Below are 16,180 nucleotides of genomic sequence, written 5' to 3'. Positions count from 1 at the left end.
GCTATTAAAGGCGGAAGACGCGGCCAACAGCCGGTAAAACAAAACCCACACCGTATGAACGGTGAAATTCGTGGCGTTCGTGAAGTTCGACTAACTGGCGCTGACGGTGAATCAGTTGGTGTTGTATCGATTCAAGAAGCGATCGCAGCTGCTGAAGAAGCAGGCATGGATCTTGTGGAGATCAGTCCTAACGCTGAGCCGCCAGTCTGTCGTGTTATGGACTACGGCAAATTCCTCTTTGAGAAGAGCAAATCTGCTAAAGAGCAGAAGAAAAAGCAAAAACAGGTTCAGATTAAGGAAGTAAAATTCCGTCCTGGAACTGATATTGGAGACTATCAGGTAAAACTACGCAACCTGACGCGTTTCCTTGAAGAAGGCAACAAAGTGAAGGTAACAATTCGCTTCCGTGGCCGAGAAATGGCGCACCAAGACATCGGTGTTGACGTTCTTCATCGCTTAAAAGAAGACACTGTAGACTTTGCTGTAGTGGAATCTTTCCCAAGTCGAATCGAAGGTCGTCAGATGATCATGGTTCTAGCCCCTAAAAAGAAGTAATTAACGGCTCATCAAGTAATTAAGACCTAGCCGTTTCCCTTTTAAAGGTAAGCGGCTGGGTTTTGTTCGCCCTAATTACGTTGTTTATTAAACCTACTCAATGCGGAGTTATTCATCATGCCTAAGATGAAAACCAACAAAGGTGCTGCTAAGCGTTTTAAGAAAACTGCTGGTGGTATTAAGTACAAGCACGCTACAAAACGTCACATCCTGACTAAGCGTACTACTAAGAACAAGCGTCAGCTACGTCCAAATGCAATTCTTCCACGTTGTGAAGTTGCTGCAGTTGTTCGTATGTTGCCATACGCTTAATTCTTTATAGTTATCAATCGTTTAGTTTAGGAGAAGCATAATGCCTCGCGTAAAACGTGGTGTACAAGCTCGTGCACGTCATAAGAAAGTTCTAAAACAAGCTAAAGGTTACTACGGTGCACGTTCACGTGTTTACCGCGTAGCTTTCCAAGCAGTTACTAAAGCTGGTCAATACGCTTACCGTGACCGTCGCGCTAAGAAACGTCAATTCCGTCAACTATGGATTGCACGTATCAACGCAGCATCTCGTCAAAATGGTCTATCTTACAGCCGTTTCATCAACGGTCTTAAGAAAGCATCTATCGAGATCGACCGTAAGATCCTAGCGGACATCGCAGTATTCGATAAAGCAGCATTTGCTGTTCTAGTTGAAAAAGCGAAAGCTGCTCTTTAATTAGCAGTTTAGGATTAAGAAAAGGAGAGCATTAGCTCTCCTTTTTTATTGCTTTCTGTTTCCCCTACCATAGACTTTCCCGTTTCCCGTTTCCCGTTTCCCGTTTCCCGTTTCCCGTTTCCCGTTTCCCGTTTCCCGTTTATATCCCAACTCTTACCAAATAAGTTGCTCCAATGGCTGATTTGTTATTTTGCCTCAACTCATCAAGTCATGGATAAGGAGCATCTGTGTTACCGAGCTATTGGGAATATCGCGTTAAATCATTCTGTTATCTACTTATGGTAGGGTTTATTAGGATTACAAACAAAAAAGGATTAGAAATGGACATTCGACAACTACAAGCGCATATAAAAGAGTTTGATCACGACCCGGAACAGAAACAGCATTATTTCCTCAAACTGATTGAAGAAGTGGGTGAGTTGTCTGAATCGATTAGGAAAGACGCCACAGGACAACCGACAGAGGACACAATTAAAGGAACAATCGCGGAAGAACTCTACGACGTACGCGTATACCCAAATATCCTCAATGCGCTAGGTTCAGCGAGATTGCATTGGTTTGTAGACGCGGCGGCGATTTAAAGATCTAGTGGTTCTAAATCGAAAATCGACAACAAAGTATACAAGCCAAGGCAAATCGCCCTTTGGGAGCGTGTCACTAACACTATTTCTTTGCCAAACAAAATGGAAATAGAAAGACTATTCCTCAAGTTGTTTGACTTTGAACTAGAGTCAGTGACAACGCTCTGAATCCTGCTCATTGAAGACGTTTGGGTATAATATGTTTGTGCATTAGCCAATGTTTATGAAGTAGATTTAGAAAAAACGCACGAAGTGAAAGAGATATTGAGTAAACGGAAATACAACCGCTAGGGAAGGGGAGTCAAAATGGTTCAACGCATCAGTTACGAATTTTTGCCGCAAATTGCTGGTCCTTATGTCCATGCGGCAAGACATTGTGAGACCTTGTATGTTTCCGGATTGACAGCCATGGGTTCACCGAGCCAAAGTGAAAATCTAATCGAGCAAACAAAAACGATTCTGTCTTACTTATCGAAAATACTTGCGGAAGAACAAAGAGAGAAACGTGACCTCATCAAGCTGACGATATTTATAACCGATATAAACCAACTGTCAGAGATTCGCTCGGTATTATTCGACTTCTATGAGGGTTATTTACCGGCTTGTTCATTAGTCGAGGTGAGCCGTTTGATTCACCCCGACTTATCTATTGAGATTGAGGCAGTCATCTCATCTGAAGCATTATAGAGAGGCTTTAATGAAAATAAACCGTTTGGATCACCTTGTACTGACAGTTAAAGACATTCAAACCACACTGGATTTCTATATACAGGTTCTCGGTATGGAAAGTGTTACTTTCGGTGAAGGACGAGTAGCCTTGATTTATGGAAAGCAAAAGATAAATCTTCACCAACTAGGGAGCGAGTTTGAACCTAAAGCACGTCAAGTTGCTTCTGGCAGTGCTGATTTGTGTTTTATTACAGACACACCTATCTTGGATATTATCTCTCACCTTGAAGTTCATGCTATTGAGGTAATTGAAGGGCCTGTTCAACGGACCGGTGCAATTGGTAACATCCTATCTGTTTACATTCGAGGCCCAGATGGTAACTTGATTGAGTTATCTAACTATCTTACTGAGGCTTAACATGATTTATTCAACAACCGAGACGATTCCAGGACGAGAAATCGCTGAGATAAAGGGTGTAGTAACGGGGAATGTGGTTCAATCTAAACACATTGGTCGAGACTTCATGGCGGGTCTAAAAAGTATCGTTGGCGGTGAGATTCGCGGTTATACAGAAATGATGACTGAAGCTCGAAATATCGCGATTCAGCGTATGGTCGAAGATGCAGCGAATATGGGTGCTGATGCGGTGGTTGGCATCCGTTTTACAACTAGCTCAATTGTTGATGGTTCTTCTGAAATTCTTGCGTTTGGAACGGCTGTGAAGCTCGTATAGTCGAAGAGGCTTTTGTCGTTTTAATACAGTGCAGATTGTTTTTTCGTTCGCTATTTTTAACTCCCTCCTTGTGTGTCATTCATGTCGGTGAGTTTGTCTCGCCATCTAGTACGAAAAGTCTGTCGACGTTGTCAATAAGTCCAAGACAACGTCGTTCCTAATTGGGTTCCTCTTCCTATCGTTTATATGCAGATCACCATTTCTAGGTATTTATTGTATCCATTCGTTGCTTTGAAATTTTGACTAAAGTGACTTCGATCGCACTGCGCTGCTAAACCTAATTGTGTTCACGAACCATCAGTCCTGATGAATAATTATGCCTTTTTTGATGAATTGTTTTTAGGGCAAATGTTCTAACGCATAATGCTTGTTTGAGTCGTAAGCTCTCGCCATATTTTTACTTTCTAGGATTTAATGCGACGAATAGCATTAAAACTATGATGTTTATAATGTAATGAATTTGCTAAATATAATGAAACTGAATGCATTTTAAGTGCCAGTATTAACATCGTAAATGTGAATGAAAGTATATTAATTCAAAGTTTTCTTATAAAAATATGAACTTATGCCTTGCGAAGTGATTCTAAATTGTTACAAATACTATACAGCTGTAACATTGCCATAAGGAATTGTAGATGAGAGAACTCACTCCCGAGTACTTGTTAGCCGCATTACGACAAGCGATAAAAACTAAAGGGCTAACATATCGAGAGTTATCTGAGAAAATGGGCATGCCGTTGTCCACTTTTAAACGTCATTTAACTAGTACTAACCTTGCTCTAGATAAGCTACTCGAGTATTGCCGCGCGGTTGACTGCACCCTCGATGAATTGCAGAAGCTGGCAAATCAACTTCAAGCTGAGGATCAAGATTACTTTAGCCACACGCAAGACGAAGTCTTTTTCCAATTTCCTCATCTTTACGATTTTTATCGAGAGTTACGGATGCTTCGTGGGAAAGACGGCTATACCATCCTAATGAAAAAGTATGACCTCTCGAAACAAAGTATGTCGGACTATTTAGGCGCGCTAGAGTTACTTGATCTGGTTTATGTTGATGAAGAAAACAACATTACGCTGCATGGTCCGCTTTACTACAGCTACGCTGAGAACTCGAAGCTTAACGACAAGTACACAGAGATCATCAAGGATCAAACGACCACGCACGAGAAGTGTGTTCGTGTTGCATTATCTCGAATGAAAATTACTGAAGAACAATTACTTACATTAGAAGAACAGGTCGCGAGCACTGTTCTCGATTTTCACTCCAAGAATGTCGTAGCAGAAAATTTCAATGTCTCCGATTTTACGAATGTCTTACTGGTTGCGGGACCACACCAACCTGTTACCTTCTCTGATGGAATTGTCCAAACTGATGGTAACTTTATTGAAGATATCCGATGTGCGATCGCTTCGGCTGGGGATAAGCCAAGCCTATCAATATAACTAGTAGTTATTTTTAGTGATTTATAGATTCATACTTGTAATGTGTAATTGATGAGCTAACATGACGATGTGTCAATTATGACGATTCGTCAGAAAGGTAATGAACTTTCTGCCAATCATATTCGTGTTACTATTCGTTAGCGTCACATGGGGATACGGATCAAAGAATTATGTTTAATTTTGGCTGCAAAAAGAATGACAAACAGCAAGACTGTCGTGTTGTTTCCGGCTTAACGAAGAAACAACAGGCGATTGCCGATCGTGAGGTAGAGTTGATTCAGCTTGCGAAGTCATTGGTGCAAGAGCAGGGGTTTGCAAATCTCACGATGGATAAGCTAACCGCAGCGAGCCCTTATTCAAAAGGGACCATCTACAACCATTTTTGTAGCAAAGAGGACGTGATTCTTGCTTTATGTATCCATTCATTGAAGAGTGAAGCCGTGTTCTTCGAGCGTACGGCAAACTTTGATGGTAATACTCGCGAGAAGATCATTGCGATGCATGTTGGGTATCGTATTTATGCTCGCATGGAGCCTGTATTATCAACGTGTGCAATTGTTGCTAAAACGCCGTGGGTGATAGAAAAAGCATCTCCAACGCGCCTTAACGAATTAAACCAGTTGGAAGAAGAAGTGATATCCGGTGCGGACGCTTTGGTAAACCATGCAGTAGAAATAGGGGATCTTAAGTTTTCTCCAGCTGTTGGCTCAGATGCTATTGTGTTTGCTAATTGGTCTATTGCGTTTGGCTCTAATGCGCTGGCGCAAAATGCATCGAACAGTCGTTGTATCCAGCGCCTACAAGACCCCTTCTCTGTGCTTCACAATGCGAATATGTTACTTGATGGCCTAGGATGGTTGCCGCTCTCAACAGAGTGGGACTACCGTAAAACTTGGCGTCGAGTGGAGCAGGAATTGTTCAGTGAAGAAGTTGCATTCTTAGACTCAGTGAATCGCTGATTCCCATGAATGCAAAAAACCAATCCAATAAAGATTGGTTTTTTAATCACACTATTTGACGGATCGTCAATAACGATTGTTTTTGCATCAATAATTTTATAAACGTGATGCAACAACAAGGTTTAAAGCGAATCTGGATCGAGAAACAGTGAAAGCTGCTTTTTTGTTCCGTCTTTTGACGAAACGTCACAAAGGGAGAGTGTGATGAAACACCGCCAAGCTCAACAAACTTCCACCGGACAATGGGGGAAGATTCCAACCAAGTATAGTATCTGGGTATTGCTGGCAACGGTATTACTCGTGATTTTCGCGACCATCGGAGGAAAGAATCTCTATTTCCGTGGTGACTATAATATCTTTTTTGATGGCACTAATAAGCAGTTGCTTGCCTTTGATGAAATTCAAACGACCTTTGCTAAAACCGATAACTTAGCCATTGTTATTGCACCAGATAACAATGATGTCTTCACCCCAGAAACCCTCCAACTTGTCCAAAACTTAACGGTTGACTCATGGCAAGTCCCTTACTCAAGTCGTGTTGATTCCATTGCGAATTATCAACATACCGAAGCAATCGAAGATGATCTTCTTGTCGAAGACCTACTTTATGAAGACTATGAATTAACGTCGGCGCGCATTGCCAAAGTTAAGCATATTGCCCTGACGGAACCAGTGATTAAAAACGCTTTGATTTCTGAGAAGGGCGACGTAACGATTGTAAATATCACGGTTCAATTGCCTGAAGTTGATAAGACCGCTGAAGTTCAAGAAGTGATGAACCACATCAATAGGATGATTGAGCAATACCAGCAGAATTACCCAAATGTTGAGTTTCATAAAGCAGGCATTATCGCGATGAACTACGCCTTTATGACGGCTGCGCAAGAAGACAGTTCTACGCTGGTCCCTACGATGTTGCTTGTTATTCTCGTGTTCCTAACCATTATGTTACGTTCTTTCTTGAGTGTGATTGCGACCTTGGTCGTGATTATCGGGTCCGTGATGGCAACTATGGGATTATCTGGTTGGGCAGGTATGTTCCTGAGTACGGCGACGGTCAATGTCCCAACTTTAGTCATGACACTCGCGGTTGCAGATTGTGTTCACGTTATCGCCACGATGCGTCAGTCTATGCAAAATGGATTTAGCAAAGCGCATTCGATAGAACGCAGTATTGCACTCAACTTCATGCCAATCCTTATTACTTCAATAACAACGGCGATTGGCTTTCTGATGATGAATATGTCGGATTCTCCAGTGTTACGAGACTTCGGTAATTTATCCGCGCTGGGCGTCATGATTGCCTGTTTCTTATCTGTTACTTTGTTGCCAGCCTTATTAAAACTGTTACCGATACGAGTCAAACAAAATACATCGAAAAACGGTTCTGATTTTATGGATAAGCTAGGTGATTTTGTGGTGGCAAATCGAAAAGCCTTATTACCCCTTTCTGTTCTAGTGATCGTTGTCAGTGCTAGCTTAATCCCGCTAAACAAAGTGAATGATGAATCTGTGAAGTACTTTGATTCACGAAGTGACTTTCGCCAAGCCGCTGACTTTATGGAAGAGCGAATCAGTGGGATGACAAACATCAGTATTGCCATCAAAACTAATGAGTCGCAGGGAATAGCAGACCCAATATTTTTGAACTCGATTGGTCGTTTCACCGATTGGTTGCGTGCTCAGCCGGAAACTGATCATGTCGCAACTCTGGCGGATGTGTATAAGCGTTTAAATAAAAACATGCATGCCGACGATGATGCTTATTATTCACTACCACAAGATCGCGAATTAGCCGCGCAGTATTTGCTGCTTTACGAAATGTCACTGCCTTATGGGTTAGATCTCAACAATCAAATTAATGTTGATAAATCCTCAATTAAAATGGTTTTGACCGTCGATAACTTAGGCAGCGTTGAATTGGTTGACCTTGAGAATCGTATCTACGCTTGGTTTGCGAATAACGCGCCTCAATATGAAGTCGTTGCGTCGAGCCCTTCGTTGATGTTTGCCCACATTGGTGAAACCAACATGGCAAGTATGCTTTCTACCTTACCTATCACATTGGTGCTTATTTCAGCACTGCTCATCTTTGCGCTTCGCTCTCTCAAGCTGGGATTGATCAGCTTGGTGCCAAACATCGCACCAGCCGTCATTGGGTTTGGTTTATGGGCGCTGATTTCAGGAGAAATCAACCTAGGATTGTCTGTCGTAGTGACGTTGACACTCGGGATCGTGGTCGATGACGCCGTGCACTTTTTGTCAAAATATCAACGCGCACGTAAAGAAGGGCAAACTGCCGAGCAAGCGGTTAGATATGCGTTCCATACGGTGGGGCGAGCACTCTGGATAACGACTGTCGTTTTAGTCGCAGGTTTCTCTGTTTTGGCAATGTCGAGCTTCCGTTTGAATGCTGACATGGGCCAACTGAGTGCGATAGTCATCTTTATTGCCTTAGTTGTGGATTTCTTATTCCTACCAACGTTATTGATGTTATTCGATAAAGAAGCTTATGCACAAAACAAGACAATAAATAACCCGGATACGGACTCACAGAAAAGTGTTACGGCAACTCAGTTGTAATTCTGAAAACAGACAAGGATAGAATGATGAATTTACTCAATACACGATTGAAAGTAGCGGTAATAGCAGCCTCTTTTCTCATGACGCCATTTTCTTGGGCTGACGAAGCCAAAGGTTTGGAAATTGCACAAGAACGCAAGGCTCGTGACGAAGGTTGGCGTGATTCTGTTGCGACAATGCAAATGATCCTGCGAAATGCTCAAGGGGAAAGCAGTACCCGAGCGATGCGCTTAAAGTCTCTTGAGGTAGTTGATGATGGTGACAAAGGGTTAACCATTTTTGATGAGCCACGTGATGTAAAAGGCACAGCATTCCTGAATCATTCACATACAGTGGGTTCCGATGACCAATGGCTCTATCTACCTGCATTAAAGCGCGTCAAACGTATTGCATCACGTAATAAGTCGGGGCCATTTATGGGCAGTGAGTTTGCGTACGAAGATCTAAGTTCGTTTGAAATTGAGAAGTATCGATTTAACTATCTCAAGGATGACGCTATCAAAGGGCAAGATACGTTTGTTTTAGAGCAAATTCCAACCGATAAAAATTCAGGTTACACCAAGCAAGTTGTGTGGTTGGACAAAGCGCATTATCGTCCAATGAAAGTAGAGTTCTATGACCGTAAAGGCGCGCTACTTAAGACTTTGGTTTTCTCTGATTACAAACAGTACTTAAATCAATATTGGCGAGCGCACACGATGGCGATGACCAATCACCAGACCGGCAAGAGTACTGAGCTGACAACAAGTGAGTTAACGTTCCAAACTGGATTAAAAGACTCCGATTTCAACAAAAACATACTTAAGCGCGTTAAGTAAGGAGATCGAATGAGTAGGGTAAACATGGCCAGTATGATATTCGCTGGCCTAACCATTATGCCTTTCTCTGGCTCTTTATTGGCGGTTGAGTTAGCAGGACAGGTCAACATCGAGCATCGTCAGTTTTTCTCCGATGGTGCTCAGGGGCAGGGGAAAGGACAAGCTTCACTGGTTTTGCAGCCGGAGTTTTACTGGGACCTAAAAGATGGGGAAGCCAGTTTCACGTTCACTCCCTTTTATCGTTTAGACAGTATGGATGACGAGCGGACTCATGGTGATATTCGCGAAGCGTTGTATTTAACTTATTGGGATGACTACGAGCTACGTGTCGGCATCAGTAAAGTCTTCTGGGGTGTGACCGAGTCAGCACATCTGGTTGATGTCATAAACCAAGTCGATGCGGTAGAAGCCGTTGATGGTGAAGATAAACTCGGCCAACCTATGGTCCATTTTACGTCAGTCAAAGACTGGGGAGTGGTCGATGCCATGGTGTTGCCTTATTTTCGCGAACGAACATTTGCAGGCAAAGATGGACGTTTGAGGATTGATCCCGTTGTATCTGATGATGCGCTGTATGAATCTAGCCGAGAAGAAAAGCATGTGGATGTCGCTTTTCGGTACGCACAAATGTTTGGCGATTGGGATGTTGGCTTAAGCTATGTTTATGGAACAAACCGTGACCCGTATTTTCGGTTTGATCAAGGAGAGTTAAAACCTTACTACGCCCTAATGAGCCATGTTGGGCTGGATGTTCAAGGCATCGTGGGCGATTGGTTATGGAAGCTAGAGAGTGTCTACCTCGATAGCTTCGACAATCATGTCGGCGTCGTGACCGGTTTTGAATACACGATAGTAGGCGCTTTTGAGACAGTATGGGACGTAGGCATTATTGGTGAGTATCTCTATGATAGCCGTGGGAACAACGCGCAAAATATCGGTCAAAATGATGTCTTTGCAGGCATTCGTTTAGCGCTCAATGACGAAGACGGCACAGAAATCTTAACGGGTATAACGCAAGATCTCGACAACTCCGATGTGTACAACGCAAAACTTGAGGCTTCCAGCCGCATTTCAAATCATTTCAAGTGGCAAATCGATGCTTGGTTGTTTAAAAACGAAACGCCTACCGATCTGCTTTACTTCGCCAGAGACGATGACTTTGTCGAGCTATCTATTCAATACTATTTTTAGCATTGTCGACTGACCTAAAGTGTTTTCACTTGGGGACGAAACTGCAGTATTTATGCACAAAGCAGCAAGCCATAATCCTAGGGATTTACGTGCGAAGCTGCTTTTTTTGCGTTTTTGTGTTCTTTTTATTCAATAACCTCTTCTTTTCATAATTCAATTTGGCTTTGGTGGCGGGTTTGGCTACTATGTACAGCTATCAAAAAACCAATCACTCCCTTATGGATACTACCAATAGGTAGATGAGGAAACGATGCAACATCTAGAAGAGATCATTGCTAACGCGAGTGCAGCAATTGAAGCCGCAGAATCGCTAGTCGTACTTGATGAAGTGCGTGTTCAGTATCTAGGTAAAAAAGGTGAGCTAACTGCTCAACTTCAAAGCCTAGGTAAACTACCACCAGAAGAGCGCCGTGAAGCGGGTCAAGAGATCAATAAAGCGAAAGGCGTAGTTCAGCAAGCTATCGCAGCCCGTAAAGATGCACTACAACGTGCAGAGCTTGAAGCGAAGTTAGCAGCAGAAACGATTGACGTAACACTACCAGGTCGTCGTATCGAGAACGGTGGTCTACACCCAGTTACTCGTACTGTTGAGCGTATTGAGAAGTTCTTTGGTGAACTTGGCTTTAATACTGAGTCTGGTCCAGAAATCGAAGATGCATTCCACAACTTTGATGCACTAAACATTGCCGCTGATCACCCAGCGCGTACTGACCACGATACTTTCTTCTTCAACCCTGATTTGATGCTTCGTACTCACACGTCTGGCGTACAGATCCGTACAATGGAAAATGGCAAACCACCATTCCGTTTCATTGCACCGGGCCGTGTATACCGTAACGATTACGACCAAACGCACACGCCAATGTTCCACCAAGTGGAAGGCATGTTAGTTGATGAGAACGTGAACTTCGCTCAACTAAAAGGCATTCTGCACGACTTCCTATGTAACTTCTTTGAAGAAGAAGTAGAAGTTCGTTTCCGTCCATCTTATTTCCCATTTACAGAGCCTTCGGCTGAAGTAGACGTAATGGGTAAAAACGGCAAATGGCTTGAAGTTCTAGGCTGTGGCATGGTTCACCCGAACGTACTACGCAGTGTAGGCATCGACCCTGAGAAATACTCTGGTTTTGCATTCGGTATGGGTGTAGAGCGTCTAACGATGCTTCGTTACGGCGTAAACGACCTACGTGCGTTCTTCGAGAACGACCTTCGTTTCCTAAAACAGTTCAAGTAATCCAGGGGATAAATCACTATGAAATTCAGCGAATCATGGCTTCGTGAGTGGGTTAGTCCTTCGATTACCACTGACGAACTAACTCACCAAATTACAATGGCGGGTCTAGAAGTTGACGACGTACTACCTGTAGCAGGTTCGTTCAACGGCGTTAAAGTTGGTCACGTTGTTGAATGTGGTCAGCACCCAGATGCGGACAAGCTACGTGTAACGAAAGTTGACGTGGGTGAAGAAGAGCTTCTAGACATCGTTTGTGGCGCACACAACTGTCGCCAAGGTCTGAAAGTAGCAGTAGCAACAGTTGGTGCTGTTCTTCCGGGCGATTTCAAAATCAAAAAAGCGAAATTACGTGGTCAACCATCTCACGGCATGCTTTGTTCATTCACTGAACTAGGTATCGACGTTGAGTCAGACGGCATCATGGAACTAGCAGAAGACGCAGTAATCGGTACCGATTTCCGTGAATTCCTAGGTTTAGACGACGTAACGGTAGACGTAGACCTAACAGCAAACCGTGCTGACTGTTTCAGCATTCGCGGTATGGCACGTGAAGTAGGTGTACTAAACCGCGCTGACGTGACTGAACCATCAGTAGAAGCAGTAGCGACTTCAATTGAAGACAAAGTGTCTATCGAAGTGAAAGCGCCAGCTGCGTGTCCACGTTACCTAGGTCGTGTGGTTAAGAACGTGAACGTTCAAGCTGAAACGCCACTATGGATGCAAGAAAAATTGCGTCGTTGTGGTATTCGCTCAATCGATCCTGTTGTAGACATCACTAACTACGTGCTTCTAGAACAAGGCCAACCAATGCACGCATTCGATCTAGCGAAGATCGAAGGTGGCATCGTAGTTCGTATGGCTGAGCAAGGTGAGAAGTTAACTCTTCTTGACGGCAGCGAAGCAGAACTAAACGCAGATACACTAGTTGTAGCAGACCACAACAAAGCACTTGCAATTGCAGGTATCTTTGGTGGTGAGGAGTCTGGTGTAACAACTGAGACTAAAGACGTTCTACTAGAGTGTGCATTCTTTGCACCTGACCACATCCGTGGTCGCGCACGTAGCTACGGTCTGCATACAGATTCTTCTATGCGTTTTGAGCGTGGTGTGGATTACGCACTGCAAGTAAACGCAATGGAACGTGCAACAGAGCTTCTTGTTGAAATCTGTGGCGGTGAAGTTGCACCTGTTGTTGCTGTAGAGTCTGAAACAGACCTACCTAAGCCAAACAAAGTTGCTCTACGCCGTACTAAACTAGACAACCTACTAGGTCACCACATTGTTGATGCTGACGTAGTAGAAATCCTTGAGCGTCTAGGTTTGACTGTTGAAGCTTCAGAAGAAGGTTGGATGGCAGTAGCGCCAACATGGCGTTTCGATATCGCTATCGAGCAAGACCTGATTGAAGAAGTTGGCCGTATTTACGGTTACGACAACATCCCTAACCAACACCCAGCAGCAGCGCTTAAGATGCACAATCACGTTGAAGCGGATCTTCCACTGAAACGCGTTCGTGATCTTCTTGTTGACCGCGGTTACCACGAAGCAATTACATACAGCTTCGTTGAGCCAGAGCAACAAAAGCTAGTTGTTCCAGGTGTTGAGCCGCTAATCCTGCCATTCCCAATTTCAGCGGATATGTCAGCGATGCGTCTTGGTCTTATCCAAGGTCTGCTGAACACGGTTGTTCACAACCAGAAACGTCAGCAGCCACGTGTTCGTCTATTCGAATACGGCCTACGTTTCATCCCATGTGAATCTGCAGAAAACGGTATGCGCCAAGAGCCAATGCTTGCAGGTGTTATCGCTGGTACTCGTGGTGAAGAGCACTGGGATATCGAAACTAACACGGTTGATTTCTTCGATCTTAAGGGCGATCTAGAAGCGATTCTAGAGCTATCTGCGAACGAAAAAGCATACTCTTTCGCTGCACTGTCACCTGAAAGCAAAAAAGCTAACCCAGCACTTCATCCAGGTCAATCTGCGACAATCATCGTAGATGGCAAAGAAGTGGGCGTGATCGGTACAGTTCACCCTGAGCTTGAGCGTAAGTTCGGTCTAAACGGTCGTACTATCGTATTCGAAATCGAATGGTCTGCAATCAACAGCAAAGTGATCCCAGAAGCGGTAGCACTTTCTAAATTCCCTTCAAACCGTCGTGATATCGCGGTAGTCGTGGACGAAGCTGTTGCATCTGGTGACATCGTTAACGCTTGTCTAGAGCAAGGTGGCGAGTTCCTTAAAGATGCGAAACTGTTCGACGTTTACGTAGGTAAAGGTGTTGAAGAAGGTAAGAAGAGCCTAGCCATTGCTCTGACTCTACAGTCACTTGAGCGTACGCTTGAAGATGCAGATATCGCTGGTGCGGTTGACGCTATCGTTGCTCACGTTTCTGAGAAGTTTGGTGCGTCTCTACGTGACTAATCTTGCGTAACGCATCTTCTTAAGAAATGAAAACCCTGCCAGTTTGGCAGGGTTTTTTGTATTTTTGGAATAGGGAATAGGGAATAGGGAATAGCTAGAGCCAAATTGCCTCCACTTTGATCCTCTCATCTTCAAAGAAAATCTTATTCACACCAATCTTTTCACTTCGGTTGTATTCGTCAATACTGTGGTCAAAGCCGTAAGCGGTGGCGGGGGCCATATGTTGAGTCACACCTTGCTTCGTCACCGTTAGTGCATCATGACCATGCCCGCAAATTACATCTTGAACTCGATGCTTAGCCAAAAGCGCAAGTAAGCTTGCATCGTTCTCCAAACAAATCGCTTTCATCCAGTCTGAGCCGACAGGAATAATGGGATGGTGGACAACGACAATCGGGTTGGTTGCATGGCGAAGCTGCCGTTTAAAGCGGGCAACTCCACGGTTATCAACTCGGCCAGAGCCAAGAGGATGGTGTTCATCTAATGGTTTAGCGCTCGAATCTAAAAACAATACTTGTCGCCCATGAATTTCCGCTTTTTCAACAACATGAATGCTGCTATCACGAAATTCTTCTTTCATTAGGATGAAGTCATCATGGTTACCTGCAATGGCATAAACGTGTTTGTTTTGGATATGTTTATTTAAGAACGCAAGCAAAGCTTGATAGTCGCTAGCCCTAGGGTTGCAGCATAGGTCTCCAGTCAGTAGGAGAGTGTCGCAGGTTGTTTCATTTTGAGCCGTATTAAGGGCTTTGCGAAGGCGGTTAAAGCTGGATTCATCGCTTAAGTGGCAATCACTAATTTGGATAACGGTACGCACGATTATGAAATAGCCTGACATTCTGTTGAGTTATTTAGTGCAGTGTAACATTGTTAATCGCTGTGTGGTCCGCGAGCTTTGATGCCTTTATGTCAATGAAAGCGTAAACATTAACAGTAATGGTAGCGTGAGAATGCTAAAGAAGTTACCAAATAGCACCATAGAGGCGACGGTCATCGGCTCTATGTTCAATCGTTCAGCAAAAAGATAATTCATCACTGCTGGTGGCAACATTGTAAATAGCACCATCATTTGCAATTGCATGGTTGGAAGTGGGATAAGCCAATAAATTACCGCAAACGCGACCGCACCAGTTAACAACGACTGCACTGTACAAAGCAACCCTACTCTCAAACCACCAAGTCTTAAGTTACACATCTGAGCACCCAGAGAAAGCAGCATGACAGGGACAGCGGCTTGTCCAAGTAAAGCGGTCGCTTCGTAAAATGGTGGCCAAACGTTGAATCCAGAAAGGTTGATAATGAGTGCTAAAGAAGCAGAGATAAAAATAGGCATTTTAAACATTTGCTTCAATGGGTTGCCACTACTTAGAAGCATCACGCCCAAACTGATATGTAAACAGGCAGAAACCACAAACAACAATACTGCAGAAGGGAGAGCTAGCTCTCCAAAAGTATAGGTGAACAACGGAATTGCAAGGTTTCCGCTATTTCTAAACATATGTGGTGGTGCCCACGCTTTGAAAGAGAGTCCTGTTAACTTGGCTATGGGTAGCATGAGTAATCCAGGGACGATAACAGCAATAATTGCGGCCAGTAGGAGGGGGGCTTGCCCAATATCAAGAGGCATGCTGACCAAAGACGAAAAGACCAATGCAGGAGTAAACACATCCATGTTGATGCGATTGATCGGCCGAAAATCTGGTTTGATATAACGCCCGACTAAATAACCCGCACAAGCTAAAGCAAAAACAGGGAACAGAATACTGATGACTTGGTGAAACATTGGGCGCTCTGAACGGGAGTTATTTATTTGCAAACAGTACCAATGTTTCTCTATGTCGTCATTGTTATCTCATCAGAATATTGGCACCGTTCAAGCTTTCTTTTTATGGAAAAATCAGCAGTATCTGCATTAAAAGTAACTTGAATGGTACTGGTCAGATCTATATTGCTCATCACTCAAACCACTGAAAAATTGGAAAGTTTTTTGTCAATTGTTTGTAAAGTGACCAGTATCTGACATTTTTGTTAAATAGTGATTAATGTTGTTTTTTGTTTTCAAACTAGTAATTTGAACTGGATATTTTTCCTTGAAAAGAGAGAATTAAAGTAAAATCTCGAAATATTGGTGGGTAAAGTAGCTTCCTCTTCCAGTGAACGATATATTAGCAAAGAAAAAAGTTGGCGAAAATCATAAGCTTGGCATACACTTCCTGATGTAACCCCGATATGTTGTTGAATTGGTAGGGTAAAACTGCTCTGGCGCTACACATAAGGT

16 protein-coding genes are annotated in these 16,180 nt (G+C 43.5%); 14 read left to right on the top strand and 2 right to left on the bottom strand.

Annotation, left to right across the window (positions count from 1 at the left end):
* Positions 1-3: 3 nt before the first annotated feature.
* From infC to pheT, 14 genes are all read left to right on the top strand, one after another.
* On the top strand, positions 4-555 hold the full coding sequence (gene infC / locus ITG12_RS04040; protein WP_080774336.1) for a translation initiation factor IF-3: 552 nt from the start codon (positions 4-6) through the stop codon (positions 553-555).
* Between the two features lie 117 nt (positions 556-672).
* The gene (gene rpmI, locus ITG12_RS04035) at positions 673-867 is read left to right on the top strand and encodes a 50S ribosomal protein L35 (protein WP_009705876.1); all 195 of its coding nucleotides are present in this window, start codon (positions 673-675) and stop codon (positions 865-867) included.
* Between the two features lie 40 nt (positions 868-907).
* Positions 908-1,261 (top strand): 50S ribosomal protein L20, encoded by a 354-nt coding sequence (rplT, locus tag ITG12_RS04030; protein ID WP_004727974.1) that lies wholly within the window; start codon positions 908-910, stop codon positions 1,259-1,261.
* Positions 1,262-1,581: 320 nt separating this feature from the next.
* Entirely contained in the window at positions 1,582-1,842 is a 261-nt protein-coding gene (locus ITG12_RS04025; protein ID WP_227741108.1) for a hypothetical protein, read from the top strand.
* A 306-nt stretch (positions 1,843-2,148) separates the two neighbouring features.
* Entirely contained in the window at positions 2,149-2,529 is a 381-nt protein-coding gene (locus tag ITG12_RS04020) for a RidA family protein (protein WP_038874716.1), read from the top strand.
* Positions 2,530-2,539: 10 nt separating this feature from the next.
* Entirely contained in the window at positions 2,540-2,929 is a 390-nt protein-coding gene (locus ITG12_RS04015; protein ID WP_248873694.1) for a VOC family protein, read from the top strand.
* 1 nt (position 2,930) lies between these two features.
* Positions 2,931-3,245, top strand: a complete 315-nt coding sequence (locus ITG12_RS04010; protein WP_038868645.1) for a heavy metal-binding domain-containing protein — start codon at positions 2,931-2,933, stop codon at positions 3,243-3,245.
* Positions 3,246-3,880: 635 nt separating this feature from the next.
* Complete coding sequence (locus ITG12_RS04005) at positions 3,881-4,690, top strand: helix-turn-helix transcriptional regulator (RefSeq protein WP_038868644.1); 810 nt, start codon at positions 3,881-3,883, stop codon at positions 4,688-4,690.
* Positions 4,691-4,860: 170 nt separating this feature from the next.
* Entirely contained in the window at positions 4,861-5,649 is a 789-nt protein-coding gene (locus ITG12_RS04000) for a TetR/AcrR family transcriptional regulator (RefSeq protein WP_038868643.1), read from the top strand.
* A 204-nt stretch (positions 5,650-5,853) separates the two neighbouring features.
* A complete protein-coding gene (locus ITG12_RS03995; RefSeq protein ID WP_038874721.1) occupies positions 5,854-8,232 on the top strand; it encodes an MMPL family transporter in 2,379 nt (792 codons plus the stop codon).
* Between the two features lie 80 nt (positions 8,233-8,312).
* Complete coding sequence (locus ITG12_RS03990; RefSeq protein WP_230677751.1) at positions 8,313-9,050, top strand: outer membrane lipoprotein-sorting protein; 738 nt, start codon at positions 8,313-8,315, stop codon at positions 9,048-9,050.
* Positions 9,051-9,059: 9 nt separating this feature from the next.
* Positions 9,060-10,241 (top strand): hypothetical protein, encoded by a 1,182-nt coding sequence (locus ITG12_RS03985; protein WP_248873692.1) that lies wholly within the window; start codon positions 9,060-9,062, stop codon positions 10,239-10,241.
* A 250-nt stretch (positions 10,242-10,491) separates the two neighbouring features.
* A complete protein-coding gene (gene pheS, locus ITG12_RS03980; RefSeq protein WP_038868637.1) occupies positions 10,492-11,475 on the top strand; it encodes a phenylalanine--tRNA ligase subunit alpha in 984 nt (327 codons plus the stop codon).
* Between the two features lie 18 nt (positions 11,476-11,493).
* Positions 11,494-13,899 carry a phenylalanine--tRNA ligase subunit beta gene (gene pheT / locus ITG12_RS03975; protein WP_039974519.1) on the top strand — a complete coding sequence of 802 codons (2,406 nt, stop codon included), beginning with the start codon at positions 11,494-11,496 and terminating at the stop codon, positions 13,897-13,899.
* 94 nt (positions 13,900-13,993) lie between these two features.
* Here pheT and ITG12_RS03970 read toward each other — a convergent pair whose 3' ends face one another.
* Positions 13,994-14,719 (bottom strand): metallophosphoesterase, encoded by a 726-nt coding sequence (locus ITG12_RS03970; RefSeq protein WP_248873690.1) that lies wholly within the window; start codon positions 14,717-14,719, stop codon positions 13,994-13,996.
* An 87-nt stretch (positions 14,720-14,806) separates the two neighbouring features.
* Positions 14,807-15,685, bottom strand: coding sequence for an AEC family transporter (locus tag ITG12_RS03965; RefSeq protein WP_038868634.1), 879 nt, complete (start codon positions 15,683-15,685; stop codon positions 14,807-14,809).
* Between the last annotated feature and the right edge of the window lie 495 nt (positions 15,686-16,180).

The sequence above is a fragment of the Vibrio sp. ED002 genome (assembly GCF_023277445.1).
GTDB lineage: Bacteria > Pseudomonadota > Gammaproteobacteria > Enterobacterales > Vibrionaceae > Vibrio > Vibrio jasicida.
The sequence above is the reverse complement of the archived record's forward strand: the minus strand, read 5'-3'. Positions and strand labels throughout refer to the sequence as shown.

Bases quoted from the DNA above. Each gene is read 5' to 3' on its own strand.
- rpmI (WP_009705876.1), top strand. From the start codon at position 673: ATGCCTAAGATGAAAACCAACAAAGGTGCTGCTAAGCGTTTTAAGAAA.
- rplT (WP_004727974.1), top strand. From the start codon at position 908: ATGCCTCGCGTAAAACGTGGTGTACAAGCTCGTGCACGTCATAAGAAA.
- ITG12_RS04025 (WP_227741108.1), top strand. From the start codon at position 1,582: ATGGACATTCGACAACTACAAGCGCATATAAAAGAGTTTGATCACGAC.
- ITG12_RS04020 (WP_038874716.1), top strand. From the start codon at position 2,149: ATGGTTCAACGCATCAGTTACGAATTTTTGCCGCAAATTGCTGGTCCT.
- ITG12_RS04015 (WP_248873694.1), top strand. From the start codon at position 2,540: ATGAAAATAAACCGTTTGGATCACCTTGTACTGACAGTTAAAGACATT.
- ITG12_RS04010 (WP_038868645.1), top strand. From the start codon at position 2,931: ATGATTTATTCAACAACCGAGACGATTCCAGGACGAGAAATCGCTGAG.
- ITG12_RS04005 (WP_038868644.1), top strand. From the start codon at position 3,881: ATGAGAGAACTCACTCCCGAGTACTTGTTAGCCGCATTACGACAAGCG.
- ITG12_RS04000 (WP_038868643.1), top strand. From the start codon at position 4,861: ATGTTTAATTTTGGCTGCAAAAAGAATGACAAACAGCAAGACTGTCGT.
- ITG12_RS03995 (WP_038874721.1), top strand. From the start codon at position 5,854: ATGAAACACCGCCAAGCTCAACAAACTTCCACCGGACAATGGGGGAAG.
- ITG12_RS03990 (WP_230677751.1), top strand. From the start codon at position 8,313: ATGACGCCATTTTCTTGGGCTGACGAAGCCAAAGGTTTGGAAATTGCA.
- ITG12_RS03985 (WP_248873692.1), top strand. From the start codon at position 9,060: ATGAGTAGGGTAAACATGGCCAGTATGATATTCGCTGGCCTAACCATT.
- pheS (WP_038868637.1), top strand. From the start codon at position 10,492: ATGCAACATCTAGAAGAGATCATTGCTAACGCGAGTGCAGCAATTGAA.
- pheT (WP_039974519.1), top strand. From the start codon at position 11,494: ATGAAATTCAGCGAATCATGGCTTCGTGAGTGGGTTAGTCCTTCGATT.
- ITG12_RS03965 (WP_038868634.1), bottom strand. From the start codon at position 15,685: ATGTTTCACCAAGTCATCAGTATTCTGTTCCCTGTTTTTGCTTTAGCT.